Genomic DNA, 25,878 nt, shown 5'->3' on the forward strand with positions numbered 1-25,878 from the left:
TGGCCCGTCGGTTGACGCTAAAGCCCAAAAGGAGTATTATAATAAATGAGGCCGAGGGGGCCTTTTTTACTAAGCGAACAACGCATCATTATGAACATCGTTGAATACATCAAAGAAACTCGTTCAGAAATGGCCCATGTCAGCTGGCCAACCCGCCGACAGGCCGTGATCTACACGGTCGTCGTGATCGTGATTTCTCTCGTGACCGGTCTTTTGCTCGGTCTCTTTGATTCCGGATTCGCTCTCGCCATGAAATCGTTCTTGCTCCAGTAAATCCCCCCAACCACATCTATGTCAAAACAAAAACTCGAAGAAGTGCGAAATTGGTACGCCATCCACACCTACGCAGGGTATGAGAATGCCGTGGCACGAAATCTCAAACAGCGTATTGAGTCTCTCGGTATGGAGAACAAGATTTTCAACGTGCTCGTGCCGACCGAGAAGATGATCAAGGTGAAGGCGGGGAAACGTGTCGAGGAGGAAGAGAAGATCTATCCTGGATACATCCTCGTGGATATGATCGTCACCGACGACTCATGGTACGTGGTCCGAAACACTCCTCGCGTGACCGGCTTCGTCGGCTCTGGCGTGTACCCGGTACCATTGGAGAAGGCAGAAGTGGAAACAATCTTCAAGCGCATGAATTCCGACAATGTGATGCACAACATCGACCTCGCACTCGAAGATGCGGTCATCATTGCCGACGGTCCGTTCAAGGACTTCGAAGGTAAGGTGAGCGAAGTGGATGCGTCTCGAGGCAAGGTGAAGGTACTCGTGTCGATGTTCGGCCGCGAAACCCCGGTAGAGCTCGATTTCTTGCAAGTAAAGAAGATTTAAGGTAACCTGTAATTTCTATAAAACACCATGGCTAAAAAACTCGTAAAATCACTCAAATTGGTCATTCCAGCAGGGAAGGCAACCCCAGCTCCCCCTATTGGCCCTGCGCTTGGTCAGGCCAAGGTGAACATCGGCGAATTCGTGACTCGTTTCAACGCGGGCACCAAGGACCGAATGGGCGACCTCGTCCCGACGATTATCAACACCTACGATGACAAGTCTTTCGAGCTTGTCTTCAAGACGTCTCCGGCTTCGAGCCTCATTTTGAAGGCGATCGGCAAGGAGAAGGGTTCAGGCAAGGCACCGACAGAGAAGGCAGGTACTATCAGCAAAGCGAAGGTTCGCGAAATCGCTGAGAAGAAGATGGTTGATTTGAATGCGAATACTATTGAGGCAGCGATGAAGATTATTGAGGGATCTGCACGATCGATGGGGGTGGACGTGAAGTAAAAGAAAAACAAAGCACCCTTTCTTGGGGTACGCATAAATCCTCACTAGGATTTTGCTCCGGCTCGCGCCAGTCGCGCTCCGCAGTCCCCAAGAAAGGGTGCTTTGTTTTTCCATATTTATCTTCACACCACGCATCTCTCGCATAGTTGACTTTTTATGATATTCGTGATAGTAAGATAGACAGATTCCCTTCGGGAATGCTCCTTGCCACGGGTCAGTGGTGTTCGGTCGGCTCCACCTCGGTTTCAACACAGGAGGCTCATTATGTCGGAAGAAAATCATCTTAAGATCGTCCAACTCAACATCTGCCGCGGGAAACACCCGCAGGCGATGGAGTTCATCAAAGCCAATCGCGACAAGTTCGACGCATTCCTCCTCCAGGAGGTCGTTGAGCACAACCAGATCCAGCTTGCTCGGGACTTTCGGAACGCATACTTTGTTCCAATGACGAAGGTCTGGGACGGTATCAGTGAAACCCAGGGCCGCTGGACTACCTCGGGTGTCGGCATCTACACCAACCTGCCGATGACTTCCGTTGCCGCCCACTATTATGTCGGCGAATACGGCCGGCTTCAGCATCTCGACGACACCTCGCTTGAGCGCATCGATGCGACAAAGAGTCGCGTCGTCGCTGTTTGCGACATCGCGATAGGGAGTATCGGTTATCGCCTCGCCACTACGCATTTCACTTGGGTGCCGAAAGGGGAGCCAAGCGACTTTCAGCGTGCTGATGTTTGGCGGATGGCGCAGATCTTGAACGGCCTGGGAGAGTTCGTTTTTTGTGGGGACTTCAACTTTCCCCGCGGCGGCGAGATCTATCAGAAGCTGCTTGCCTTGACGAGTCTGCACGCCGCAGTGCCGGCCAGGTTCGACAATACCCTCGATCCAGAACTTCACAAGCTGAATGGGAAGGTGAAAGCGATGATTGACCACATCTTTGTGGGCGTCGTCGGGTATGAGGTTTATGATGTCGAGCAGGTGTTCGGTCTCAGTGATCACGGCGCATTCACCGCGAAGGTGCGCGAACGTGTCGGCTCGATGCCTTGAGCTACGCGACATCGTCAGTAGTTTTTCAACAAGCCGCGCCCTTAAATGGACGCGGTCTTCTTTTTATAACACCGAATCGATATCTTTGAACGAGGTAAGTTGCGGACAGTCGATGTTGGCGTCCTGCGCTTTGCAATACACAAGTATAGAATCGATACCCAGAGACTTCGGCACCTCGTAGTCGGAGCGCGGGCGATCACCGATGTAGAGGAAATTCTCTGGCGAGAGGTCGGGGTAGAGGGCCATCCATTGTTTGTAGAGGTCGCCGTTTGGCTTTGAGCCGTCGTCGTTGGTAAGGATGTGCCCGAATAGGCCGTGGCTCATGTCGAGCTTGCCGAGCTTTTTGTTGGCGTTGGTACGGTTTGATCCTGTGAGGATGTCGATGTTTTGGTATTTTGCTTTCAGACGCTTCAAGATATTGAGGGTTTCTTGATCCGGCACGAGATAGTCGTCGATATCGGCGCGCTCGAGGGCTTCCTGAACGATGTCTTGGTGATTAGGAACCCCAAGCATTTTCAGTGTTGTTGAGCCGCCGAGGCCGCGACCTTCTTTGTACAGGTCTTTGAACATTTTCTCCGCTTCGGTGAGTGAGACGCCCTTGTGTTCGCTGATCTTGTGGTAAATATAGATCTGAATCGCCTCGTCGATAAAGCTCGACTTGGGGTAGAGGGTCTGGTCGAGGTCGAAGCCGATGACTTTGATTTTTGAGTAGTCTTTTCTCATTTCGCCTTTCATGCTATTTAGTATACCCGACATAAAACACCGTGAGGTTGCCAGTCTTCGCCTTGAGCTGCTTTGAAAATTGGCCGCAGAGGTAGTTGAGTGCTTCGGTGTCCGCTTTCTGCTTGGCGAGCGCGCGATTCATGAAGACCGCCGTGGCATGGAGCTTGTTGCCAAGGACGTTGGCCTGGAAGAAGGCGAGCTGATCGGCTTGGGGGTCGCTTTTGCCGGCTTGGTATTCGGAAAGGACGGGGTTGTTGTGCATCACGCCCTTCTGCTTGTAGTAGTCGATGGCGCGGGCAACGGTGTCGACGCCTTCGAAGTCATAGAGTCGGTCGAGGAAAGACTTTTTTGGTCGCTTGGCGACGGGCTTGATAGGGGAATAGCTGTACGCGACCACGCCGCTGGTCATGTCGGGTTTTGTTACGGCCGTTTTTGTTTTGCCCGTATTTTTTGCTTCGCCAAGACTATATGGCCCGCTTTTGGTGTCGAGGTCGTCGGTCGGCTTCGAAGGCTCCATGAGGATCTTCTTGGTGCGCTGTTCTTCGGTCAAAAGGAGAATGTTGCCGCGATTGGAAAGCATGTACATGTCGCCGGACTTCAGCTTCAGGGCTGTGCGAATCGCGGTGACATAGGCGTCGTGTAGGCCAAAGATGTTTTCCGGGTAGGCGTTGACCATGTTGTGAGCACGGGCGATGTGGAAGGAATGCATTTTGCCCTTCTTGGGAATGAAAATGTCATACACGAGACACGGGTCGTGGGTGTATTTGCGTTTCCCACTGCCTGGGTCGATGTAGCTGCCCATGTCAACGGTCGGGTCGAAGCGGGCGATGATCGAGGCCTTTCGCGGGTTTTTCTTGAGCGTCTTTTTGGTTTCCAATAGCTGATCCACGCCAAAGTGCTGGCGGGTGCGCTCACCGTAGCTATAATCGCCATCGTGGTCGAAGCGGAGCAGCTGTTTTTTGTAGTTGGCGCGCATCTCCGCGGTAGACTGGTCGCCTTGTTTGTAGAAAGCGGGGAGGGTGGTGAGGGATTTTGCAGAATTGCGATAGATCGCCAGAGCGACACCGCTGCGCGCGGTACCTTTCTGCCTGTCTCCGTGTTCGTGGGTGAGACCTTCGGTGTAGATCTTCATGAGGATGTTTTTGTGCACGCCGAGGAATGAGTCGCCGTCGGATACCAAAAGAGGGAGGTCGGTCTTGTTGATTCGGAAGATGCCTGAAAAGTCCTGGATGAAGGCGTAGTTGAGCTTTGCGGCGAGTGTGGCGCGACCGATCTGTCCGCCGACATCCACACGGTGGAGGAAGTCCATCTCGTAGTCCTCAAAACGGTTTTTCTCGGCGAGCCAGGTGAAAATCGCGCCGATCGACTTCGAGCGCAGGTCGAACACCTCCTCGCAAACATCGAAGGCGAGACACATCACTGAGACGCCGCCATCGCGCACGCTCATTTTGTAATAATATTTCTTGTCCGTGACCAGCGACATGTTGGACTCGATCGGGATCTGCTTTTTGCTGATGATTTTCGCGGTCTGGAAGCTCGATTTGAGGGAGATGCGGTTTTTGATTTCGGTGTCGACGCGCGCGATCTCGGCGCCGAGCACGAGCTGTTGAAGTGGGCTCAACAGGCGCTTGTCGGCGCCGAGAAAACGCATGATCGAGTATTCGAGGCGGAATTCATCGGCTCCGACCACGAAAAATGTCTTGCCACCCACTTCGAGGTCGACACGAATCTGCCCCTTCTCCGCACTCACGCAGAAAGGCATTTTTTCAGAAACAGTTGCCTCGCCGAGCGCGATCTTTGGCGGCTGCAGGTGTTGGAACTCCTTTGGGTCGAGGTCAATGAGCCCTTTTTTCTTGCTTGGCTCTTTGGCGAGCAGGGAGATGAGCTGGTTGAGGGTGTCGTAGTAGATGGATTTCTTCTCAGAAGCTGTCTTCAGAAACGTATGTACCTCAGCACTTACTTTTGGCTTTAGCCATTCCAGATAGTCAGTAACGACTTGCTTTGAATAATCATTTCGATACATGAAAAGCGGCAGCACAATGATATTTTCGCGGAAGGCATCGATGATCTTCTTCGATAAATTGGGAAAATGAGCCGAAGCCGCCTTGCCACCGACAATATAGTTGCCGGGCTTTTGCGCATCGACACCATTCTGGATTGCGAGAAGGAGGTTGGTGCTCGGCGAGAAGGTGAGTGACTCTTCGGAGAAGAGTACGAGGAAACGGATGGTCGGATGGGCGAGACAATTCAACACCATGCGCTCCGTGCCGTCGCGGCTCACAATCAAAGCCCCTAGTGCCGAGACGTGCGCACGATTTTTCTCTTCGATCTCGTTGAACACCTGTCCGGGTGCGGAGGTGTTGGTGCAAATGCCGATCTGTCCCTCAGCGCCTTCGCCTGGGGTCACGAGGATCGCGTCGACAATCGGGAATTGAGTTGTGGCGGGTTTGGTTACCATTTTTTGCTGCCCCAGCTGTTTGGCAGGAGGGTTTCTATCGAATACGTATTATACACGGGCTGCTTTTTGGCGAAGCAATACACTTGGAGCTTCCAGCCGTAGCGCTTTGAAAGTTCGGTGATAAATTGTCGGCACGGGCCGCAGGTTTGGCAGGGTTCGGCCTCGAATTTGTCGGAGACGACGGCGAGATGAGTGAGCTTTTCTTCTTTGGCCATCAATGCGGCGAGGATAGCGCCCATCTCGGCGTGCACCATGAGGCGTTTGTCCGGCGAGGAATATTGGCCGGAATAGAAGATTTTGCCGCTTTCGGTGAGAACGGCTGCGCCATATGAGCTAGCACCTTGGTAGGTGGTGAAGGCAAGCTCGAGACCTTTCAGAGCGTATTTTTTCAGTGCCTGCGCGATGGCGGCCTCATCGGTGTTTTTGCTATTCTTGGCAACCTTTGCCCAATTGGCTTTCGGTGCGACTTTTTTCAATTTCAAATCGCTTGGCTCCGGGTGGTAGAAGGGGATGGCATCGAGGACATTTTTCACCTTGAAGACAGTCGTACCTTCGGCATCGAGGACGCTGTAGGCGATCTTGGTGCCAGTGCGGTTGGCGAAATCGGCCATGACTTTGAGTGCGAGCGGCGAAATGATCGGCTTGGTTGAGTCGATGAGAGTGGCCACTTCGACGATCTGGAAATCGCGATGCTGCACCGCGATGAGCAGAGCCGTCTGTTCCGAAGTGACATCTAGGAGGTTGGTGTCCGACTCAGCCTTTCCGCCGAAGTAGCTCTTGCCGCTCTTCGAGATCGCGACCGATGCGGCATTGCCATTACCATCCGTGCGCGCCTTTTTGGTGACCGAAAGGAAGAGCGCCTCGTGGAGCGACTTCGCAAGCTTGTTTGCTGCGGCAGGTTTGTTAATAGATTTCGACATTGCTTCGGAGCTTGCTGACCATGAGGCCGACAGTCTCCCAATCGTAATGGAGGATCTTCTTGAGGAAATCGTTCAAAAGGTGAATCTTGTCGCGTTCAAGTCGATAGAACATTTTTTCAGCTTTCTTGCTCGAGAGGCGGATGGTCGGGCGCAGCGGCGTCGGAAAGGCGTAGTAGGGGATGAGTGGCTGACGCTTGTCTTTGGCTTCGACGACGATCACCGTGATCGGCTTGTTGAGGGTTTCGAGGGCATAGTCGAGACGATGTGCACCATCGCAAATAATATGAAAAGAATGCGGACCAGTGTAAGGGAGGCCGTAGTTGATGATCGGTGCGTTGGAGTTGAAGGTTGGCAGGTGAGTGATCTTGCTCACTTCATCGATATAGAAATTGTGCAGCTCCATGTTGCCGAGGTGGTGCATGTTGCTCTGCGCGTCGCGTGCGTAGGTGCCACTGAAGCGTTTTGAAAGTTTCTCAAGGTCGATGAAGCCATTTTGCAGATCGTACGTGTGTCTCTCAATAATCGGCGGGAGCACGTGGTAGACACCGCGATCTTTCCAGGTGTACTCGACTGCTCCCTTCAGATTGGTAATCGACATCTTTTGCTTTTTCAGGAATCGATCCACTTCGGCCATAATCTCGATTTGGTTTTGGTAGATAGTGGGCTGAGGGGTGAAGAGTGGCTCACGTCCCTTGCCGACTTGAATCTCGGCCGGCATACCGATGTGCTTTGGCGGATAGACGGTGGCGAGGCGAAACGTCGCATTCCGATACGGCTTCACTTTCTCGCCATTCGAAGCGTAGAGACCTCGAAAGACGATGTTTTGCATCATTTTTTCCAACTCTTTGAATGGGATGATTTTTTCGAGTTTGAGGCTATGCATGTGCTCACACTATAGCTTTTTCACTTGGAGGGGGCAACTTGACAGACAGGGGTGAATAAGTGACATTGTACACACGACATTTGAAAGACACCGAGATCAAAAAGTTGCTGAAAGCCGAGAAAACCCGCCAAAAGAAGGTGGTGAACTTGATTGCTTCTGAAAATTATGTTTCCAGCGACGTTTTGAAGGCGCTCGGCTCCGAGCTCACCAATAAATATGCTGAGGGCTATCCAGGGAAGCGTTATTATGGCGGCAATGAATATGTCGACCAGATCGAGACGCTTTGCAAGGAACGCGCACTGAAGCTTTTTGGTCTTGATGCAGGTTCTGTTGGTACGCAGGCGAGAAAGTGGCATGTGAATGTGCAGCCGCTTTCCGGCTCGCCGGCCAACTTGGCGGTGTTTCTCGGACTGGTGCCTCCGGGCGGCAAAATCATGGGCATGTCCCTCGCGCATGGTGGCCACCTCACTCATGGGCAGAAGGTTTCGATCACAGGAAAGATGTGGACGCCCGTACATTTTGGTGTTGATCAAAAGACCGAGCTCATCGACTACGCTGCGCTCAAAGCACAGGCTATTGCTGAAAAACCGGCAATTATTGTGGCGGGCTTCACGGCGTATCCGCGCATTGTTGATTTCAAACAGTTTCGCGCTGTCGCTGATGCCTGTGGTGCCATCCTCATGGTGGACATGTCGCATTTCGCTGGCCTCGTGGCAGGTGCTGTGTACCCGAGTCCGTTTGCATACGCTGATGTCGTGACAACCACCACGCACAAGACGCTCCGCGGTCCGCGTGCGGCGCTCATTTTTGTACGCAAGGACAAAAGCGGGCTCAATCCTAAAGGCGAGTCCGTCTCTTTTGCCGATCTCATCGACAAGGCGGTGTTCCCAGGCTTGCAGGGCGGTCCACATCTCAACCAGATTGCCGCGGTGGCCGTCGCACTGAAAGAAGCCGCTACTCCCGCATTCCAAAAATATGCTGCCCAAGTGGTGCAGAATGCCAAAGCCCTCGCCAATGAACTCTCCTCGCTCGGCTGGCGCGTGATCTCCGGTGGTACCGATTCGCACCTTGTGTTGATCGATACGTGGATGGGCGGAAAAAAGGGAGGTGCCGACGGCAAGATGGGCGGTATCACCGGCGAAGAGGCGAGCGAGCGATTGGAAAAAGCCGGCATCATCGTGAACAAGAATGCGATTCCATTCGACACGCGACCACCGATGGATCCATCAGGTATTCGCCTCGGAAGTGCTGCTGAAACTACTCGTGGCAAGAAAGAAAAAGACTTCCGCGCGTTGGCCCAAAAGATAGACAAGATTCTCAGAAAGTAGTACTATTCACCTCGGTCAAATCAGCTCTAAAACACAGTAAATGCAACACGACTGGGCGGCTGCTGCCGTTCGGTCATTCAACCAAAACCGAGCTGGTTTGGGTGGAAGCAATCGTTATGAAAGTCATTCCTCGTCTCACGGCGACAGCGTTTCGTCGCCTTTTTTCCAAGTTGGCAAAAACGTGGCGGCAACAACGGGGTCAGTTCGCCAAGCAGCTCGAATCGTTGCTGGGCCAGATCAGTGACGGCGGGCAGTTCCGACAGATCTTCGCATTCTGCATCAATGTGGCCGCCGGCCCAGCGATCATCCGGGCCGTCATCCATGCTTGGGATGCCGCCATGGAATTCCGCCTCTTCGTGGTCGAGATTCGCAAGCGTTTTGTCGCCACCTTCAGCTGGCTCGTGGCGAATGCCGAAAAATACGCCGAGGTGTATCGGCAGTGCGCTCCTGGCGCAGCGGTGGCTCGCCGGATCAAGCACCTCTTCGAGGCTGCCGGTTATCCGCTTCCGGCGTAGCGACTGCTCCGGCCGCGATGGTTGCAAGTTTCGATCAAAGTAGGGACGCTCTTCGTGGGCGTCCCGCTTTTATTTTCCCTAAAATACCTCGGGAGCTGCAGGCCCCCCAACCGCGCAAAAATTGACAAGTACTATCAAGATGTGTAGTATTCCGTCCAGACTGTTTTTTCGAAATATTCAGCAAAAAGCCAGTTAGTTGGGCGTTTTTTGTGTTGTGAGTCATGTCGGCCGATGAGTATTCAATGGACGTCCTTTGAACCCTCCTTGGCCGACGCGACTCCCATAGGGGGTGTATTTGCCGAGCTCCGATCGAGAGCTTTTCCAATCAGTCGATCATGTCGGTTGTCGGTAGAGAGAAGACCACTCTTAAAAAACACCACGCACAAATGACACACCAAGTTGTTCCCAACATCGCCGCATCAATGCCGTGCCCACTCACTGGATTGCCCTTCGCGCTCCGGTTCTACCTCACCATGGTGGCCGAGACGAAAGGCGTCCTCGCCGCCGGCTACACCGGCATCCACGGCCAGGGCTATGCCGCCGCCTTCCTGAAACTCATCGGTGCCACGGCACAGGAGGTGCAAGACTTCTTCGCATCCCAGCCCAGCTACCTGGCTTACGCGCAGTGGCTCCGGCAGCGTTTGCAGGCCGGTAGCGTGTCCAAGCTGGCGATCCGCAAATTCGGGATCCTGGTCAGGACCTACCAGCATCGCGGATCTGCCCTCGAAGAAGCCTTGGCGGATGCCGGCATGACGGCTGAATCTGCGGGGACGGCCACGGCCGATATCCTGAACAGCCTTGGTGACATGCGGACCCGCTTCAGTCTCGGTCAAGGTGGCGCGCCGATCGCTGTTTACGGCATCCCCCTGACGCCCGCCAACAAGCGCTGTCCCTTTACCGGCCTGCTGGTCGCCGAGCGCTTCTACGAGGTTGCCCGGCTTGAGTCGGAAGGATACCTCGCCGAAGGCTACACTGGCGTTCACGGCAAGGGCTTCGCCGCGGTCTTCCTTGCGGCCATCAACCGCACGGCTGACGAGGCCGACGAATTCTTCGCCGACGCTCCCAGCTACGATGCCTACGCCAACTGGGCCGCCGAGAAGCCACCTACCCGCAGTGCGCGCATCACCTTGGAACTGGTGGTGGCCACCTACGACCACACGGGGGAGGCCCTCACCAATGCGCTCGCCGCCGCCGGTATGACGGCGGAGGAGTTGGGCAGCGAATCGGCCGAAGACGTCAACCTCATGGAGGATGTGGCGACTTGGACTGCCGCGGTTCGTGCCATCACGCTCCCCGCCGCTGAATAGTTCCGACCTCGCGTTCTTCAAGACCGCAGCCCCCCAGGCTGCGGTCCTTTCTTTTTCCTAAAATACGTCGAAAATGCTAGAATGCTTTTTATGAAAGTCCGACTCGAAAAAGCTTTTGCTTCTGTCCTCACCGACCTTGGCGTCTCTGCGCCGAAGGCATCTTTTGAGCATCCTGAGGTGATCGCGCACGGCGACTACGCCACTGGTGTTGCGCTCGCATATGCGAAACAACTTGGCATGAAGCCACGCGATCTCGCGGAGAAGATCGTCGGCGCTCTAAAGCTCGGACCGCTGGTAGAGAAGATCGACATTGCCGGTCCAGGGTTCATCAATATCCACTTGTCGAAGCAGTTTTTTGCCGAGGCTTTGGCGACCATTGAAAAGCAGGGCGAGACTTTTGGTACGAATGCACGTCTGAAAGGGCAGAAGGTGCTAGTGGAATACACCGACCCGAATCCGTTCAAGGTGTTTCATATTGGGCACTTGATGTCGAATGCGGTCGGCGAATCGGTCGCGCGCTTGATGGCGGCGAGCGGCGCAAAGACCGTCCGCGCGAACTATCAGGGTGATGTCGGGCTCCACGTGGCGAAGGCGGTGTGGGGGATGCAATCCCTGAATGCGACGGCGAAGCTCGCTCAATTGAAGCAGCTTCCGGCAGCCGAGCAGGTGGCGTTCATTGGCAAAGCGTATGTACACGGTTCGGAGCAATATGAGGCCGACAAATCGGCTGAAGCAGAGATTCAGCTCATCAATCAGGCTGTTTTCGATCGGAAAACTGCGGAGGTAAATATACTATACGATTGGGGGAGGAAAGTGACCCTAGATCATTTTGAATTGATCTACAAAAAACTTGGCACAAAATTCGACCATTACTTTTTCGAGAGCGAAGTGGCGCAGGATGGGCTGGAGATGGTTCGTGGTGGACTCGGGAAGAGTGTGTTTGTGGAAAGCGAGGGTGCGATTGTATTCAAGGGTGAGGAACATGGCTTGCATACACGCGTGTTCATCACTTCTCGTGGCTTGCCGACGTATGATGCGAAAGAGCTTGGATTGGCCAAGCAGAAATTTGAATTGATCAAACCAGATTTGTCGATTGTGGTGACGGCGAATGAGCAGAGTGAATATTACAAAGTGTTCATGCGAGCTTTGTTTTTGTTGCGTCCGGAGATCGCGGAGCGCACCAAGCATGTCAGCCACGGCATGATGCGTTTTGCGAGCGGGAAGATGTCGTCGCGAAAGGGCAATGTGGTGGCGGGGGAGGCGTTGCTCGCTGATGCTGAAGCAATGGTGGCGGAGAAGATCAAGGATCGCGGTTTCGATGCGCCGACCGCGGCCGAGGTGATGGAGAAGGTTGCTGTTGGTGCGGTAAAGTATTCAGTCTTGAAGTCCGCCGCCGGCAGCGACATCGTGTACGACCCAGAAAAAGCTGTTTCTTTTGACGGCGATTCTGGTCCGTATCTCCAATATTCATATGCTCGCGCTCTGTCGGTGCTCCGCAAGCCGGAAGCGGTGGCGTTGTTAAAAAACAGCACTTCAGACATTGCGACGGGTACCGAGATCGGTCAACTCGAAAAACTTCTCTACCGTTTTCCGGAAGTGGTGGACCGTGCCGCCGGCTCGTTTGAACCGCATTTTGTCACCGACTACCTCACGCAGCTCGCCGGCGCCTTCAATGCCTTCTATGCGAACAATCAGATCATCAACCCCGAAGATGCCACCACCTCGGCATACCGCCTCCGCCTTGCTCGTGCTTTTACGACCGTGATGAAGAACGGCCTCAACCTACTCGCCATTCCGGCGGTGGAGAGGATGTAATTTATAATAAATGCATGTCAGTTTTATCTGAGAAACACAAAAAAGTTTTAAAATATCTTGTAGATACGTTCGATAATGCCGGAATTTTATTCCAAGCTACAAGCGGATTGGCGGCTAACGTCTACGGATCTTCTAGATCACTCTACGATATTGATATAGATGTGTACAAAAAAGATATTCCTAAAGCACAGGAACTTTTCAGGAAGCATGTCGTTTCTGATTTTGTACATGAGCAGAATGAATCATTTGATCTTTACGAATTCACGCTCAAGATTGATGGCGTTACTGTTGATGTAAGCCAAGCAGAAGAAAGTTACGCGATAGGGAAGGATGGGACAAAGATTTTAGTAATGAATGACATTAAAAATGCATCAAAACATACCTTTGAAGGGATTGCTTTCAGGGTACTCGATAAGGGGCAGTTAGTCCGGTATAAGACTCATGTTGCAAGGAGTACTGATTTGAGTGATGTGAAAGAGATAACAGCTCTTGCTAGCAAAGTACACATCTACATTGATGGGAATAACCTCTATCGTGGCGCAAAAGAACTTGGTTTCACTATTGATTATAAAAAGTTCAGAGGTTGGCTTCGCCAAAAATATAATCCAACGAGCGTTTATCTATATCATCGGTCTTGTTCCTGATAGGGTAAAATTCTACGAATACTTGCAGGAATGTGGTTTCATCTTGATTTTTAAGCAGACTGTTTCTGTGGGAGGGGTAGTGAAGGGTAATTGCGACGCGGAATTAGTACTCAAGACTATTTCAGATTTTTATACGAAAGCGTTCGATAAATGTATGCTTGTAACGGGCGATGGTGACTTTGGTTGCGTGGTTGAATTTCTAGCGGGTAATTCGGCATTGGGTGGCATAATCGCTCCAGATAGGAAAAAGTGCTCAATTTTGCTTAAGAATAAAAATATTGAAATTACTTTCCTCAACGAACATTATCACAAGTTCTCAACCCCTTTATAAAAGAAAAAGCCCCCGATGCAGACGAATCTGCATAAGGGCCTTCTTCATGGTGATACTAGTATAATACATGATTGATCATTGGATGCAAGCACAGTGGCTTGCTGTATGGAATTGTATCAGTATGTTTATTGGTGCTAGAATAGCCACATTCGGCCCAATTTCCGAGATTTTATGAACGAGACTCCTAAAACCCCTCCCGCAAGCCCAAAAAGCCCCCACGCTGAGCGCGAGGAGAAGGTGCTGTGTTTGTGGGCGCAAGAACAAATCTTTGCTAAAAGCCTCGAAAAGGCCTCGCCAAAGGGTGAATTTGTCTTCTATGACGGCCCGCCATTTGCCACCGGTCTGCTTCATTATGGCCACATTTTGGCAGGTACGATTAAGGACGCGATCCCGCGATACAAGACGATGCAAGGCTTCCACGTGCCGCGCCGTTGGGGCTGGGATTGCCACGGTTTGCCTGTCGAAAATATTGTCGAAAAAGAGATTGGTTTGAAGTCGAAAAAAGATATTCTCGACTACGGTATCGACCGTTTCAATCAAGCGGCCCGCGACACCGTGCTCCGTTATGCGCACGTGTGGGAAGAGCAGGTGCCACGTCTTGGTCGCTGGGTGGATATGAAGAACGAGTATCGCACCATGGATACTTCATACACCGAATCCGTCTGGTGGGTGTTTAAACAGCTTCATGAAAAGGGTCTGGTGTACGAGGGTTTCAAAAGCATGCACCTGTGTCCGCGCTGTGAGACGACCTTGTCGAATTTCGAAGTGAATCTCGGGTACAAGGACGTCACCGATATTTCAGTGTACGCAAAGTTTGAATTGAAAAGCGAGCCGGGAACATTTTTTGTTGCGTGGACGACGACACCGTGGACCTTGCCGGGCAATGTTGCCCTCGCTGTTGGTCCGGAGATTATGTATGCGAAGGTGAAAGTGACCGACGCAAAGACTGGCGCGGTTTCGCGAGTGATCGTGGCGAAGGAAAAGCTTGTAGCCGTGATGAAGGATGTGCCGTACGAAGTGCTTGCTGAGATGAAGGGCGCGGAATTGGTCGGCAAAGAATACACGCCGGTATTTTCATACTATATTAGCGACGAAAAGTTGAAAAATGTGCAGAACGCCTGGAAAGTATACGCGGCAGATTTCGTGACCCTCGAAAAGGGCACTGGCATCGTGCATATCGCGCCGGCGTTCGGCGAAGATGACTACCAGCTCAGTCTAAAGATGCAGCTGCCATTTATTCAGCATGTCGGCATGAATGGCGCGTTCAAAAAAGAGGTGGCGGATTTTGCCGGCCAACAGGTGAAGCCGAAGTCAAGCGAGACCGAAAAAGACGCGCATCAGAAGACAGACATCGAGATCATCAAATATCTGGCACAGAAGGGCACACTGTTTGCGAAGGAAAAGATCATTCACTCGTATCCACATTGTTGGCGTTGCGAGACACCGCTGCTCAACTACGCGTCTTCGTCGTGGTTTGTACGCGTGACCGATTTCAAAGACAAGCTCGTCGCGGAAAACAAAAAGGTGAAGTGGGTGCCACGAGAGGTGGGCGAAAACCGTTTTGGCGATTGGCTCGAAAATGCTCGCGATTGGGCGATCTCACGTTCGCGATTCTGGGGAGCGCCGCTGCCGGTGTGGAAGTGTCAGTCTTGTGAGCAGGTGAAGGTATTTGGCAGCACTGCGGAACTCAAGAAGGCATTGAAGCCGCGCAATACCTACTACGTGATGCGCCATGGCGAGGCGGAACACAATGTTCAGCGCATCATGAGCACTGATCTGGCAGACTGTCATCATCTCACGGAGAAGGGTCGGCGACAGGCGCTTGAGGCCGGCGAGGTTTTGAAGGACAAAAAGATCGACGTCATTTTTGCCTCACCTTTTTTGCGCACACAGGAGACCATGAAGGAGGTTTGCGAGGTGATTGGCTTTGATCACAAGAAGATTGTGAAGGATCCACGTATTGGAGAGATTCGTGCCGGCGTATTCAACGGTCGGCCGGTGGGCGAGTACCATGGCTTTTTCGGCACGGGAGAATACGCACGCTACGTGAAGCGTCCACAAGGCGGCGAAAACTACACCGATGTTCGGGCGCGCGTCGCGGAGTTTCTCTACGACATCGATGCACGATATGAAGGGAAAAATATCTTGGTCGTGACGCACGATTCACCAGCGTGGTTCTTGTCTGCTGAAGCTGAGGCGATGAACAGTGAGCAGGCAAACACGCTCCGCGGCACAACACCATTTTTCCTAAAGAATGCCGAAGTGCGACCGCTGCCTTTCGCGGCGCTATCTTGCAATGCCGAGCGTAAAGTGGATCTGCATCGACCGTTTATCGACGGTGTCGCTTTGTTGTGCGCCTGCGGCGGCGACATGAAACGCGTGGCGGAAGTGTTTGATTGCTGGTTTGAGTCCGGCTCAATGCCATATGGCGAAGCGCGTTATCCGGCGGAGCAAAAGAATGGTTTCCGACCGGCGCGAAACGTGTTTGATCGATGGTTTGGCCGATTCACTGGCCGCGTGAAAAGATATCCAGCTGATTTTATTGCCGAAGGTCTCGACCAGACCCGCGGCTGGTTCTACTCGATGCTCGTGCTCGGTGTCGCTCTGTTCGGCAAGTCGCCATACAAGCAGGTGGTGGTGAACGGTCTCATCCTCGCGGAAGATGGTCGCAAGATGTCGAAGAGCCTGAAGAATTATCCCGATCCGATGAAGGTTGTCGATGCGTATGGTGCCGACGCCCTGCGTTTTTATTTGCTCAACTCGCCGGTAGTGCGCGGCCAAGATCTCTGCTTCTCGGAGAAAGGGGTCGATGAAGTGGCAAAAAAGCTCCTTGGTCGTCTCGACAATGTCCGTTCTTTCTATGAGCTCTACGCCGATGCTTCTGTCGTCGCTTCTCGAAATTCAACAAACGTCCTCGACCGCTGGATCCTCGCACGTCTCGCAGGGCTGGTCAGCGAAGTCACTGATGCGTTTGAAGGGTACGAGCTCGACAAGGCTTGCCGACCATTCAATGGTTTTGTCGATGATCTGTCGACTTGGTATCTGCGCCGATCTCGCGATCGTTTCAAAAATACCGATGGCGCTGCTGCTCCGGAGGCCGTGGCCGACAAAAAAGCTGCACTCGAGACCACTCGTTTTGTATTGCGAGAAGTGGCCAAAGTCCTCGCGCCTATCATGCCGTTCTATGCAGAGTCGCTGTATCAGTCTTTGAAGGCTACTGGTTGTGTCGATGATATTTCTCTCCTGAGTGTGCATCTCGAGAGCTGGCCGTCAGTCGCTGAGGTTTGTAAGCAATCGACAAAGGCGCAGGCACAGATTGTGGCCGACATGGCCGATGTTCGCTCGACAGTTTCTCTTGGTCTCGAGGCACGTATGCAAGCGAAGATCAATGTTCGACAGCCGCTTGCGCGATTGTCGGTGAAGAAATTGCCAAAGGGTGTCGATGCGGCGGAACTCATCGAACTCGTGAAAGATGAAGTGAATGTAAAGAAGGTCGATGAGAGTGTGTCGATAGACGGCGCAGTACTTCTCGATACCGTACTTACTCCGGAGCTCAAGGAAGAGGGTATTGTTCGCGACATGATTCGATCGGTGCAAGATCTTCGCAAGCAGTCTGGTCTCAATCCAAACGATCGAGTGGATCTCTTTGTTGATACCGATGAGGCAGGCAAGCGCTTCCTCGAGAAGTACCAGGGGGTCTTGTGCAAAGTGACCGGCGTGAAGCAGGTGCGATGGGAGATCGTACAGCAAGGAGTTCATTTGGAGTTCGACGGATTGAGGTTTGGTTTGAAGCTGTAACGCACGATTTCATCGCTGCATCTATATGGCTCACCACATGTATCACACGCCGGGGTTGGTGCTGAGCTCTCGCGGAGTGGGCGAGGCCAATTCGCTGTTCAGCATTTTCACTCGTGAGCTCGGCATGATTGAGGCCTCTGCGCAGGCTGTCCGGGAGGTGAAGTCGAAGCTGCGATTTTCGTTGCGTGACTTTTCGCTTTCGGAATTGTCACTGGTGCGCGGCAAGCAGGGGTGGAAGATCACGAGTGCCGTGCTCGAAGGCAATTTTTCTGATACCTATGGCCCTGGCTCATCTTCACTCCTCGTCGCCGCTCGTATCTCGAGCTTGTTGCAGCGCCTCGTGGCCGGCGAGGAGAAAAATGACCATCTTTTTGACACGGTGAGTACAGCACTCCACTTTCTTTCTGCCGAAACCTTATCAGAGGAAGAGCTCGCGAATGCCGAATGTATTCTTGTACTCTCTATTCTCCACGAACTCGGGTATCTGCAAGACGAATCCGCTTTTCAGCCTTTTGTCGGCGACGTGCAATGGAGCCGTGACCTGGTCCGATCGGCTGCACCGCTACGTACGAAGATTATTGCGCAGATCAACACCTCACTTCGAGAGAGCCAAATGTAGTCTGTGGTATGATATATCTCTATGAAGCCGTCTTTTGATAAGGGTCGGATCGAAAATGCCAAAAGGAAGCTCGATTCCCGGTTGGTTCAAGATATTCAAGAAGTTGAGCCGTCTTTGGCAAAAGACGAGGCCTTGAGTGTGAGGCATGATTGGGGTACGCAGCAGGCGGGAGGCTCGCCAGTGGCACCGATGGCACTCTTTCCGCAACAACACGCCAGCGTGCCCAAGAAGATTCTCATAGCCTCAGTTGCTTTTTTCATCGTCGCGGCCGGTATTTCCGCGACGCTCATCTTTGGCGGCCACAATAACATTTCTTCTGACAATATTGGTATCGAAATTTCGGGCCCGATCACTGTCGATGGTGGCAAAGAACTGGCTCTCGAGGTCACTGTTTCCAACAACAACAAAATCGATCTTCAGCTTGCGGACCTCCGCATCGTATTTCCGGAGGGTACTCGCAAAGCCGACAATCTTGGCGAAGAGCTCAAGCGTCTGACCGATCCGATTGGTGATTTGGCGGCCGGTCAGTCGGTAAAGAAGCAAGTTCGCTCAGTCTTGTTTGGACAACAGAATGAAAAGAAGCAGATCTTGTTCGAAGTTGAGTATCGAGTCGCCGGTTCTAATGCGATCTTCACTAAAGACAAGACACTCGACGTCATTGTCACGTCATCGCCAGTGAGTCTCACTGTCTCTTCGCTAAAGGAAGTGAATTCAAAGCAAGATCTGGAATTCACTATCGATCTCGTCTCAAATTCTTCACAGATTCTAAAGGGTGTCATTGTGCGTGGGGATTACGGCTTCGGCTTTACCTACACTGGTGCCGATCCAAAGCCCTTCCTCGGTCAAAATGTGTGGCGTATTGGTGACCTCCAGCCTGGAGAGAAGCGCTCAATCCGCGTGCGTGGTCGTCTTGAGGGGCAGGATGGCGAAGATCGGGCCTTCCATTTTTCGGTAGGTGTTCAGGGTGCGGGTGATCCAAAGACGATGCAGCCAGAGTTTTTGTCGGTGGCCCAGACCGTTTCTATCAAAAAGCCTTTTGTCAGCCTCGATCTAACTCTCGACGGCTCTAGTGGGCAATTGTTGGCTGCGACAGCCGGTCGCCCTGTCCGCGGCGAGATCGCTTGGGCAAATAATTTGCCGACCAAGGTGCGCAATGTGAAAGTTGTCCTAAAGCTTAGCGGTATGCTCATCGACAAGTCTTCCGTAAAGGTCACGGATGGTTTCTATAATTCAGTCGACAACACGATTGTCTGGGATCAGAAGAATACGAAAGCCTTTATTGAAATGAGTCCGGGCGACGCTGGGCAACTCACTTTCTCTTTTGCAAGTATTGCTCAGGATATCGGCGCCCTTGATCAGTTTAAGAACGCTGAGATCTCTCTAGAGGTTGGTGTACAGGGGAGTCGTACCGACGGTGTGGATGCTTCAGAGGTGCTTGCTACACCGGTCACCAAAAAGGTACGCTTCGCTTCGGACCTGGCCGCCCTCGCTCGCTCCACTCGCTCGGTCGGCGTCTTCTCCAACACCGGTCCGATCCCACCGAAAGCTGAAACACAGTCTACATATACGATCATTTGGTCGCTCACCAATACCACGAACACCATCGACGGCGTGCAGGCTGTCGCGACCATCCCTTCGTATGTCACCTGGCTTGGCAACGTGAATCCGCCTTCTGAAAATGTGGCTTTTGATTCGACCACCGGTACGATCACATGGAGCGTCGGTGAAGTGAAGTCTGGTGTCGGTTTCTCTTCAGCGCCGCGGCAGCTACAATTCCAAGTCTCTCTTGTGCCGAGCGTGAGCCAGGTCGGTTCCGCGCCTGTGCTGGTGAATGACCTAATGGTGCAGGGCACCGACCGCTATACTGGTACGCCGCTTCAGGTGAGTCGCCCGGCAGTGACGACCCGCATTAATTCCGATCCGACCTACGTCAACGGATCGGAGACAGTGGTGCAGTAGTTTGCCCAAAAGTCTTATTTCGCATAGGATAAAGCACATACATCACTTCCCATGGCCGACACACACACCACAATGGAATCCATCATCTCGCTCTGCAAGCGCCGCGGTTTCATCTACCAAGGTTCCGAGATCTACGGCGGCCTCGCCGGCACTTGGGACTACGGTCCGCTCGGCGTGACCCTCCGCAATACGATCAAGCAGCTCTGGTGGAAGCGTTTTGTCGATGACCGCGAAGACATGTACGGCGTCGACGCTGCTATTTTGATGAATCAGAATGTTTGGAAAGCGAGCGGGCATGTTGGTGGTTTCTCCGACCCGTTGGTGGAGGATCTCAAGACCAAGAAGCGTTTCCGCGCCGACCACTTACTCGAGGAAAAGGGGATTGACCCAAAGGGTATGACTCCAGCGCAGATGGATGCGCTGATCAAAGAGCAGAAGCTCAAGAGTCCTGAGGGCAACGCACTTGGTGAAGTCCGCCAGTTCAACATGATGTTCAAGACGCATGTCGGTGCGATCCAAGACGACACCTCTATTTCATACCTTCGACCGGAGACCGCGCAGGGCATGTTCGTAAACTTCAAGAATATCGTCGACACTTTTCATCCGAAATTACCGTTCGGCCTCGCACAGATCGGCAAAGCCTTCCGCAACGAGATTGCACCTCGAGATTTCATCTTCCGTTTGCGAGAGCTCGAGCAGATGGAGATCGAATATTTTGTTGATCCTCGCGATACCAAGCAGGTGAATGAGACCTTTGATGCGCTCTACGCTGAGCAAGTCGCTTTTTTGAAAGACCTCGGTCTTGCTAGCTCGAAGATCCACAAGGTGGAGATTCCAGATGCCGACCGCGCGCACTACTCGAAGCGCAGTGTTGATACTGAATTTGATTTTCCATTCGGCCAGAAGGAGTTGCTCGGTCTCGCATATCGCACCGACTACGACCTCAAGGCGCACACTGACAAGAGCGGGGTAGACCTCTCGTATTTCGATGAAGAGACCAAGACACGCTTTACGCCGCATTGCATCGAGCCGACTTTCGGTGTTGACCGACTTACCTTGGCCCTGCTTTCCGATGCCTACACCGTCGACGAGCTCGGCGGCGAGAAGCGCGAGTTTTTGAAGCTCTCCCCGAAAGTGGCACCGATTCTCGTGGCGGTCTTTCCTTTGCTGAAAAACAAACCTGTGCTCGTTGACAGGGCTCGCGAGATCTACCTCAGCCTCAAAAAGCAGCTCGGCCGCACCGCCTTCGACGACAACGGCAACATCGGCAAGCGCTACCGACGTCAGGACGAGATCGGTACGCCATTTTGTGTGACTGTCGATTTTGATACTGTCGAAAAGCCAGAGCAGGAGGTGACCGTGCGCCATCGCGATACCGGTGCTCAGGAGCGGGTGAAGATCAGCGAATTGGCAGCGTATCTTTCGGCTCGAGTCTAAGTGTGTGGACATTTGTCCTGCGTGATATGATGGTGATATGGAGAAGAATTCTCGCAATGTCGTCATCAATATCTCTACATCCACGATCGCTAAATCGGTGATTGTCCTTTTTCTTTTTGTCCTGCTCTTTCAGGTACGCGACGTTGTGCTTGTTGCGTTGGCAGCTGTAGTGCTTGCTTCGGCGATCGAGCCGGCGACTCGTTGGTTCCAGAGACATCATTTTCGCCGCTTGTTCGCAGTGATTATTACCTACGTACTCTTGGGCTCGGCTTTTTTCGGCCTGATTTTCTACTTCGTGCCGATCATGTTCAGCGAGCTTTCGAACTATCTCGCCAATCTGCCAAAATATCTCAACATTGCCCAGGCTTGGCTGCCGCTCGACAACCCGAACTTTCTCGAAGGCTCGGCGACCATCCAGCACATTTCCAACACGAGCTTTTCTTTGAGCAAGGCGCTGAGCGATGCCGGCGTGGCGCTCTCCAGCCCTTCCCAGAGCTTCATCCAAACAGTCCAGCTGATCTTCGGCGGCTTGCTCAGCTTCATTTTGATCGTCGTCCTCTCTTTCTATCTCGCGGTGCAGGAAAACGGTATTCGTGATTTCCTCCGGATTATTACGCCGGTGAAGCATGAGAAATACATCATCGATCTCTGGACGCGTTCGCAGAACAAGATCGGCCTGTGGATGCAAGGTCAACTCCTGCTCGGCCTCACCGTCGGCGTGATGGTGTTTTTGGCGATGTCGATCGCGGGGATCAAACATGCCTTGTTGCTGGCGATCATCGCGGCCGCGCTCGAGCTTATCCCTGTTTTTGGCCCGATCCTCTCGGCGATCCCTGGTGTTCTCATGGCCGTCGGCGAGAAGGGGATTACTTTCGGCTTGATTATCGCTGTCGTGTACATCGTGATCCAGCAATTCGAAAACCACCTTTTCTATCCGCTGGTGGTGAAGAAAATCGTCGGTATTTCACCAATTGTGGTGATCCTCGCTCTCGTGGTGGGCGGAAAATTGGCCGGCTTTCTCGGCGTCTTGCTTTCCGTGCCGCTCTCGACTACTCTTATGGAATATCTGAGAGACGTCGAGCGTGAAAAGTATCACGACAAAGAATTACTCGGGACACAGTAGCCATGAAACCGATTTATTTGACCACCACGCTGCCGTATGTGAATGCTGATCCGCATATCGGTTTTGCGTTGGAGATTGTGCACGCGGATATTTTCGCTCGATATAACCGCCAGAAAGATGGCGGCGCCACGCAGGTCTTTTTCAATACCGGCACGGACGAACACGGCCAAAAGATCTTTGATGCGGCCAAGAAAGCCGGCCTAGATACCCAGGCATATGTTGATGGCTATGCCGAGAGTTTTCGGGGCTTGAAAACTGCCCTCGGCCTGCTTGACGATGTCCACTTTATTCGTACTTCGAGTGCCAACCACAAGGCCGCCGCACAGGCCTTTTGGCGATACTGCATGAAGGCTGGTGACATCTACAAAAAGAAGTACGTCACGAAGTATTGCGTCGGCTGCGAGCTCGAGAAGACCGATTCCGAGCTGGAAAATGGTAAGTGTACGATCCATCCGAATATGGAGATCCAGCATATCGACGAGGAAAACTATTTTTTCCGATTTTCGAAGTATCAGGCAGCGTTGCTGGAATTGTATGAGGGAAAGGGTCCAAATCCACGGCCGAATTTTGTCGTGCCGGATTTTCGTTTCAACGAGATCAAAGCTTTTGTTGCTCGCGGTCTTGAAGATTTCAGCATTTCGCGTCTGAAGAGCAAGATGTCGTGGGGTGTCGCAGTGCCAGATCAGCCGGCCGGTGAGCCGGAGCAAGTGATGTATGTGTGGTTCGACGCTCTCGTGAGCTACATTTCCACGCTAGGCTGGCCGACAGATCAGGATAATTTCAAGCATTTGTGGACAAAGAGCGGTGGCGTTATCCATTTTGCCGGCAAAGATCAGACGCGGATGCAGGCGGCGATGTGGCAGGCGATGCTCATGTCGGCCCATGCTGGCGGTGCGGCAGAGCTTATTCCGTCAAAGCAGGTGGTGATCCACGGATTCATCACCAGTGGCGGACAGAAGATGAGCAAGTCTTTGGGCAATGTCATCAATCCATATGATGTGGTGAAGGAATACGGCACCGATGTGTTGCGGTACTTTTTGGCACGCGAAGTGCACCCTTTTGAGGACAGTGACGTGACCCCGGCACGTATCAAAGATGCCTACAATGCCAATCTTGCCAACGGCTTGGGCAATCTCGTGAGTCGTGTGATGAAAATGGCTCAGGATAATCTCGACGTACCCGTGACGATCCCTGAGTGGGAAGATATGTCGACATATTTCGCTCTTTTGGAAAAATACGAAGTGAGCAAGGCGGCAGACTATGTTTGGGCCGAGATCGCGGAGATGGACAAGTTTATCCAGGCCAATCAACCGTTCAAATTGGTGAAGACCGACAAAGCGGCAGGGCAGAAGATGATCTCCGACCTCGTCGTACGGCTCTATTCTGTCGCGCGCATGCTCAATCCGCTGATGCCGGAGACAATGGTGAAGATAAAGGAGGCAATCAAGGCTAACAAGGCACCCACCGCGCCACTCTTTTTGCGTAGGGATTAAAATAATTCGATTTCTAGGTGTAATATCACCTCGGTTGGCACGGCTGAATGTATGGGTGTATAATCACTAGACGTTTCCCGTTATCATTTTAATTTTCAGAATCCTATATGTGGAATAAATATACAAAAGAGGTCATTTCAGGGGTCATTTCATTCGGCATTCTCTTTTCGGGCGTAGCCGTGTTCGCTCAGGAGGGCGGCGTGATGAGCGATGACGCTACGGCAGGTGAGCCGCCAATGAAGCCACGCCCAGCCCTCTATCAGCAGCGCGAAGAAATGCGCGATGAAGTGAAGACAATACGTGTCGACACCCGAAAGGAAGTCGGAGAGATGCGCAAAGAGAAGCGCGAGGATGTAAAGGAAAATCGAGAAGAGGTTCGAAAAGATGTCCGCGATATGCGAGAAGACATGCGCGAGAATGCCTCCTCGACCATGAGCTCGACTACTCGCCGAGAAATGATGGACAAGGCTCGCGACATGCGCGAGGACATGCGTGCCGATATGGAGGTCCGCCGAGAGCAGTTCAAGAAGGACGCGGAGGTAAAGCGCGAGGAGACCAAAAAGATGGTAGAGGAAAAGCGCGCGCAGTTTGCCGAGAAAGTAAAGACGATCAAGGATGAAAAGAAGAAGGCGTCCGTCGAGAAGTTGAACGAAAATCTCATCAAGATCAACGCCAACAGCATCGAGCATTTCACCGAGGTATTGAACAAGCAGGATTCGATTGCGGCAGACATTTCGTCTCGAATTTCAAAGATTGAGACTGAAGGAGCTTCGACCACTGTCTCTGTGGCGACAATGAAGGCGGATCTCGCCTCCGCTCAGGTCGCGATCGCTGTTGCTCGGGCAGCGGTAGTCGCTCAGACAGCCAAGGTGTACAGTGTGGCTATTACCACCGAGGCCAACCTCAAAATGGATGTTTCGACCGTCAGGAAAGCCCTCGAGACCGACCTTAAGGCCGTTCGAGACACTGTAAAGACGTCCCAGGATGCGCTTCGCAAAGTGGCTCGTGAGCTTGCACCGGCCCCAGCAGCTAATACTCAAAACTAATCATTCCCATGAAAAAAACTCTTTCAATCATCATCGTCGTTGCAGTGCTCGGTGCGATCGCATATTTTGCATCGACCGCCAAAGCACCGGCCGTTGATCAGGAGCAGGCCCCAGCCGCGACCGACACTGCGGCAGCAATCAATTCTTCTGTTGACTCTATCGAACTCGCAGATCCTAGTACGGACTTGAATGCGCTCGATGCAGACATCAATGCTCTCTAGCACTAGTGACAGTCATAGTCGGCCGCAATTTGTTGATGTTCATGCCCACGCCAATTTCGCCGCGTACGATGCCGATCGTGACGCGGTGATTCGGCACGCGCTAGACGCCGGCGTGTGGATGATGAATGTCGGTACGCAGAAAGACACTTCGACTTCGGCAGTTGCATTGGCGGGGCAGTATGAGCAAGGTGTGTATGCCACCGTCGCGATTCACCCAGTGCACACCTGCGCGTCACATCATGATGAAAAGGAATTCGGCAGCGGGGAAACGGGCAAAAGCTTTGTCACGAAGGGTGAAGTATTTGATCCTGCTGTCTATCGCGCCCTTGCGGCCGATCCAAAGGTGGTGGCGATCGGCGAATGCGGTCTCGACTACTTTCATCTCGATGAACAGTCATTGAAGACGCAGAAGGAGGTCTTTGTGAGGCATATTGAGCTGGCCAACGAGCTTGGCAAGCCGCTGATGCTTCATGTTCGTGATGGGGCAAAGATGGGAACGGGGAACACGCTCGGTGGTTCCGCGGCGCCCATCTCCGCCTACGCCGACGCATATGAGCTACTCAAGCAGCACGCAAAGGTAAAAGGCAATGTCCACTTCTTCGCCGGCACCTGGGAGGAGGCGCAGAAGTTTTTCGAGCTCGGCTTCACTATTTCTTTCACCGGCGTTATCACCTTTGCCAAGGAATACGCCGAGGTGGTGCGGAAAGCGCCGCTCGAGATGATCCATGCCGAGACGGACTGTCCATACGTCACGCCGGCGCCGTATCGCGGCAAGCGCAACGAGCCAGCTCATGTGCGCGAGGTGGTCAAAAAGATCGCTGAGATCCGCGGCGAGGACTTCGAGAAGGTGCGCGCCCAGCTGGTGGAGAATGCGGTGAGAGTGTTTGGATTGAAATAGCTTCTTTCTCAAAGAATGCTACGATA

22 protein-coding genes are annotated in these 25,878 nt (G+C 52.7%); 18 read left to right on the forward strand and 4 right to left on the reverse strand.

The window, feature by feature from the left end; translation table 11 throughout:
* The first annotated feature begins 90 nt into the window (after positions 1 to 90).
* From secE to AAB391_03510, 4 genes are all read left to right on the forward strand, one after another.
* Positions 91 to 273 carry a preprotein translocase subunit SecE gene (gene secE / locus AAB391_03495; protein MEK7645350.1) on the forward strand — a complete coding sequence of 61 codons (183 nt, stop codon included), beginning with the start codon at positions 91 to 93 and terminating at the stop codon, positions 271 to 273.
* A gap of 18 nt (positions 274 to 291) precedes the next feature.
* Positions 292 to 837 carry a transcription termination/antitermination protein NusG gene (nusG, locus tag AAB391_03500; protein MEK7645351.1) on the forward strand — a complete coding sequence of 182 codons (546 nt, stop codon included), beginning with the start codon at positions 292 to 294 and terminating at the stop codon, positions 835 to 837.
* A gap of 27 nt (positions 838 to 864) precedes the next feature.
* On the forward strand, positions 865 to 1,287 hold the full coding sequence (rplK, locus tag AAB391_03505; GenBank protein ID MEK7645352.1) for a 50S ribosomal protein L11: 423 nt from the start codon (positions 865 to 867) through the stop codon (positions 1,285 to 1,287).
* A gap of 264 nt (positions 1,288 to 1,551) precedes the next feature.
* Positions 1,552 to 2,334, forward strand: a complete 783-nt coding sequence (locus AAB391_03510; protein ID MEK7645353.1) for an endonuclease/exonuclease/phosphatase family protein — start codon at positions 1,552 to 1,554, stop codon at positions 2,332 to 2,334.
* A 63-nt stretch (positions 2,335 to 2,397) separates the two neighbouring features.
* Here AAB391_03510 and AAB391_03515 read toward each other — a convergent pair whose 3' ends face one another.
* From AAB391_03515 to AAB391_03530, 4 genes are read right to left on the reverse strand one after another with little or no spacing between them, the layout of a single operon-like run.
* Positions 2,398 to 3,069: an HAD hydrolase-like protein gene (locus AAB391_03515; GenBank protein ID MEK7645354.1), complete on the reverse strand. Its 672-nt coding sequence runs from the start codon at positions 3,067 to 3,069 to the stop codon at positions 2,398 to 2,400.
* A gap of 1 nt (position 3,070) precedes the next feature.
* A complete protein-coding gene (locus AAB391_03520; GenBank protein ID MEK7645355.1) occupies positions 3,071 to 5,515 on the reverse strand; it encodes a hypothetical protein in 2,445 nt (814 codons plus the stop codon).
* Positions 5,509 to 6,435: a cytidine deaminase gene (locus AAB391_03525; GenBank protein MEK7645356.1), complete on the reverse strand. Its 927-nt coding sequence runs from the start codon at positions 6,433 to 6,435 to the stop codon at positions 5,509 to 5,511. Before AAB391_03525 ends, AAB391_03520 begins: the two co-directional genes overlap by 7 nt.
* A complete protein-coding gene (locus tag AAB391_03530; GenBank protein MEK7645357.1) occupies positions 6,419 to 7,318 on the reverse strand; it encodes a hypothetical protein in 900 nt (299 codons plus the stop codon). The genes AAB391_03525 and AAB391_03530 overlap by 17 nt, the downstream gene beginning before the upstream one ends.
* A gap of 80 nt (positions 7,319 to 7,398) precedes the next feature.
* Here AAB391_03530 and glyA point away from each other — a divergent pair, with 80 nt between their 5' ends.
* From glyA to AAB391_03600, 14 genes are all read left to right on the forward strand, one after another.
* Entirely contained in the window at positions 7,399 to 8,646 is a 1,248-nt protein-coding gene (glyA, locus tag AAB391_03535) for a serine hydroxymethyltransferase (GenBank protein MEK7645358.1), read from the forward strand.
* Positions 8,647 to 8,762: 116 nt separating this feature from the next.
* On the forward strand, positions 8,763 to 9,161 hold the full coding sequence (locus AAB391_03540; protein MEK7645359.1) for a hypothetical protein: 399 nt from the start codon (positions 8,763 to 8,765) through the stop codon (positions 9,159 to 9,161).
* A 386-nt stretch (positions 9,162 to 9,547) separates the two neighbouring features.
* Positions 9,548 to 10,468: a hypothetical protein gene (locus AAB391_03545; GenBank protein ID MEK7645360.1), complete on the forward strand. Its 921-nt coding sequence runs from the start codon at positions 9,548 to 9,550 to the stop codon at positions 10,466 to 10,468.
* 90 nt (positions 10,469 to 10,558) lie between these two features.
* Positions 10,559 to 12,283, forward strand: a complete 1,725-nt coding sequence (gene argS / locus AAB391_03550) for an arginine--tRNA ligase (GenBank protein ID MEK7645361.1) — start codon at positions 10,559 to 10,561, stop codon at positions 12,281 to 12,283.
* Between the two features lie 14 nt (positions 12,284 to 12,297).
* The gene (locus tag AAB391_03555; GenBank protein ID MEK7645362.1) at positions 12,298 to 12,927 is read left to right on the forward strand and encodes a hypothetical protein; all 630 of its coding nucleotides are present in this window, start codon (positions 12,298 to 12,300) and stop codon (positions 12,925 to 12,927) included.
* Positions 12,928 to 13,429: 502 nt separating this feature from the next.
* Positions 13,430 to 17,056, forward strand: a complete 3,627-nt coding sequence (locus AAB391_03560; protein ID MEK7645363.1) for a class I tRNA ligase family protein — start codon at positions 13,430 to 13,432, stop codon at positions 17,054 to 17,056.
* 25 nt (positions 17,057 to 17,081) lie between these two features.
* Positions 17,082 to 17,675, forward strand: coding sequence for a recombination protein O N-terminal domain-containing protein (locus AAB391_03565; protein MEK7645364.1), 594 nt, complete (start codon positions 17,082 to 17,084; stop codon positions 17,673 to 17,675).
* 21 nt (positions 17,676 to 17,696) lie between these two features.
* Positions 17,697 to 19,634: a hypothetical protein gene (locus tag AAB391_03570; protein ID MEK7645365.1), complete on the forward strand. Its 1,938-nt coding sequence runs from the start codon at positions 17,697 to 17,699 to the stop codon at positions 19,632 to 19,634.
* A gap of 51 nt (positions 19,635 to 19,685) precedes the next feature.
* Entirely contained in the window at positions 19,686 to 21,071 is a 1,386-nt protein-coding gene (locus AAB391_03575) for a glycine--tRNA ligase (protein ID MEK7645366.1), read from the forward strand.
* A 37-nt stretch (positions 21,072 to 21,108) separates the two neighbouring features.
* Complete coding sequence (locus AAB391_03580) at positions 21,109 to 22,194, forward strand: AI-2E family transporter (GenBank protein MEK7645367.1); 1,086 nt, start codon at positions 21,109 to 21,111, stop codon at positions 22,192 to 22,194.
* 2 nt (positions 22,195 to 22,196) lie between these two features.
* Complete coding sequence (locus tag AAB391_03585) at positions 22,197 to 23,687, forward strand: methionine--tRNA ligase (protein MEK7645368.1); 1,491 nt, start codon at positions 22,197 to 22,199, stop codon at positions 23,685 to 23,687.
* A gap of 107 nt (positions 23,688 to 23,794) precedes the next feature.
* The gene (locus AAB391_03590) at positions 23,795 to 24,733 is read left to right on the forward strand and encodes a hypothetical protein (protein MEK7645369.1); all 939 of its coding nucleotides are present in this window, start codon (positions 23,795 to 23,797) and stop codon (positions 24,731 to 24,733) included.
* Positions 24,734 to 24,741: 8 nt separating this feature from the next.
* Positions 24,742 to 24,954, forward strand: a complete 213-nt coding sequence (locus tag AAB391_03595) for a hypothetical protein (GenBank protein ID MEK7645370.1) — start codon at positions 24,742 to 24,744, stop codon at positions 24,952 to 24,954.
* Positions 24,944 to 25,852 (forward strand): TatD family hydrolase, encoded by a 909-nt coding sequence (locus tag AAB391_03600; protein MEK7645371.1) that lies wholly within the window; start codon positions 24,944 to 24,946, stop codon positions 25,850 to 25,852. The genes AAB391_03595 and AAB391_03600 overlap by 11 nt, the downstream gene beginning before the upstream one ends.
* Positions 25,853 to 25,878: the final 26 nt, after the last annotated feature.

The organism is Patescibacteria group bacterium (assembly GCA_038065315.1).
GTDB lineage: Bacteria > Patescibacteriota > Minisyncoccia > Phycocordibacterales > JBBTRF01 > JBBTRF01.

Coding starts and splice junctions, on each gene's coding strand:
- AAB391_03530 (MEK7645357.1), bottom strand. CDS start 7,318: ATGCATAGCCTCAAACTCGAAAAAATCATCCCATTCAAAGAGTTGGAA.
- AAB391_03560 (MEK7645363.1), top strand. CDS start 13,430: ATGAACGAGACTCCTAAAACCCCTCCCGCAAGCCCAAAAAGCCCCCAC.
- AAB391_03565 (MEK7645364.1), top strand. CDS start 17,082: ATGGCTCACCACATGTATCACACGCCGGGGTTGGTGCTGAGCTCTCGC.
- AAB391_03515 (MEK7645354.1), bottom strand. CDS start 3,069: ATGAAAGGCGAAATGAGAAAAGACTACTCAAAAATCAAAGTCATCGGC.
- AAB391_03545 (MEK7645360.1), top strand. CDS start 9,548: ATGACACACCAAGTTGTTCCCAACATCGCCGCATCAATGCCGTGCCCA.
- rplK (MEK7645352.1), top strand. CDS start 865: ATGGCTAAAAAACTCGTAAAATCACTCAAATTGGTCATTCCAGCAGGG.
- AAB391_03595 (MEK7645370.1), top strand. CDS start 24,742: ATGAAAAAAACTCTTTCAATCATCATCGTCGTTGCAGTGCTCGGTGCG.
- secE (MEK7645350.1), top strand. CDS start 91: ATGAACATCGTTGAATACATCAAAGAAACTCGTTCAGAAATGGCCCAT.
- AAB391_03555 (MEK7645362.1), top strand. CDS start 12,298: ATGTCAGTTTTATCTGAGAAACACAAAAAAGTTTTAAAATATCTTGTA.
- AAB391_03590 (MEK7645369.1), top strand. CDS start 23,795: ATGTGGAATAAATATACAAAAGAGGTCATTTCAGGGGTCATTTCATTC.
- AAB391_03525 (MEK7645356.1), bottom strand. CDS start 6,435: ATGTCGAAATCTATTAACAAACCTGCCGCAGCAAACAAGCTTGCGAAG.
- nusG (MEK7645351.1), top strand. CDS start 292: ATGTCAAAACAAAAACTCGAAGAAGTGCGAAATTGGTACGCCATCCAC.
- AAB391_03580 (MEK7645367.1), top strand. CDS start 21,109: ATGGAGAAGAATTCTCGCAATGTCGTCATCAATATCTCTACATCCACG.
- AAB391_03585 (MEK7645368.1), top strand. CDS start 22,197: ATGAAACCGATTTATTTGACCACCACGCTGCCGTATGTGAATGCTGAT.
- AAB391_03575 (MEK7645366.1), top strand. CDS start 19,686: ATGGCCGACACACACACCACAATGGAATCCATCATCTCGCTCTGCAAG.
- AAB391_03520 (MEK7645355.1), bottom strand. CDS start 5,515: ATGGTAACCAAACCCGCCACAACTCAATTCCCGATTGTCGACGCGATC.
- AAB391_03570 (MEK7645365.1), top strand. CDS start 17,697: ATGAAGCCGTCTTTTGATAAGGGTCGGATCGAAAATGCCAAAAGGAAG.
- argS (MEK7645361.1), top strand. CDS start 10,559: ATGAAAGTCCGACTCGAAAAAGCTTTTGCTTCTGTCCTCACCGACCTT.
- AAB391_03600 (MEK7645371.1), top strand. CDS start 24,944: ATGCTCTCTAGCACTAGTGACAGTCATAGTCGGCCGCAATTTGTTGAT.
- AAB391_03510 (MEK7645353.1), top strand. CDS start 1,552: ATGTCGGAAGAAAATCATCTTAAGATCGTCCAACTCAACATCTGCCGC.
- AAB391_03540 (MEK7645359.1), top strand. CDS start 8,763: ATGAAAGTCATTCCTCGTCTCACGGCGACAGCGTTTCGTCGCCTTTTT.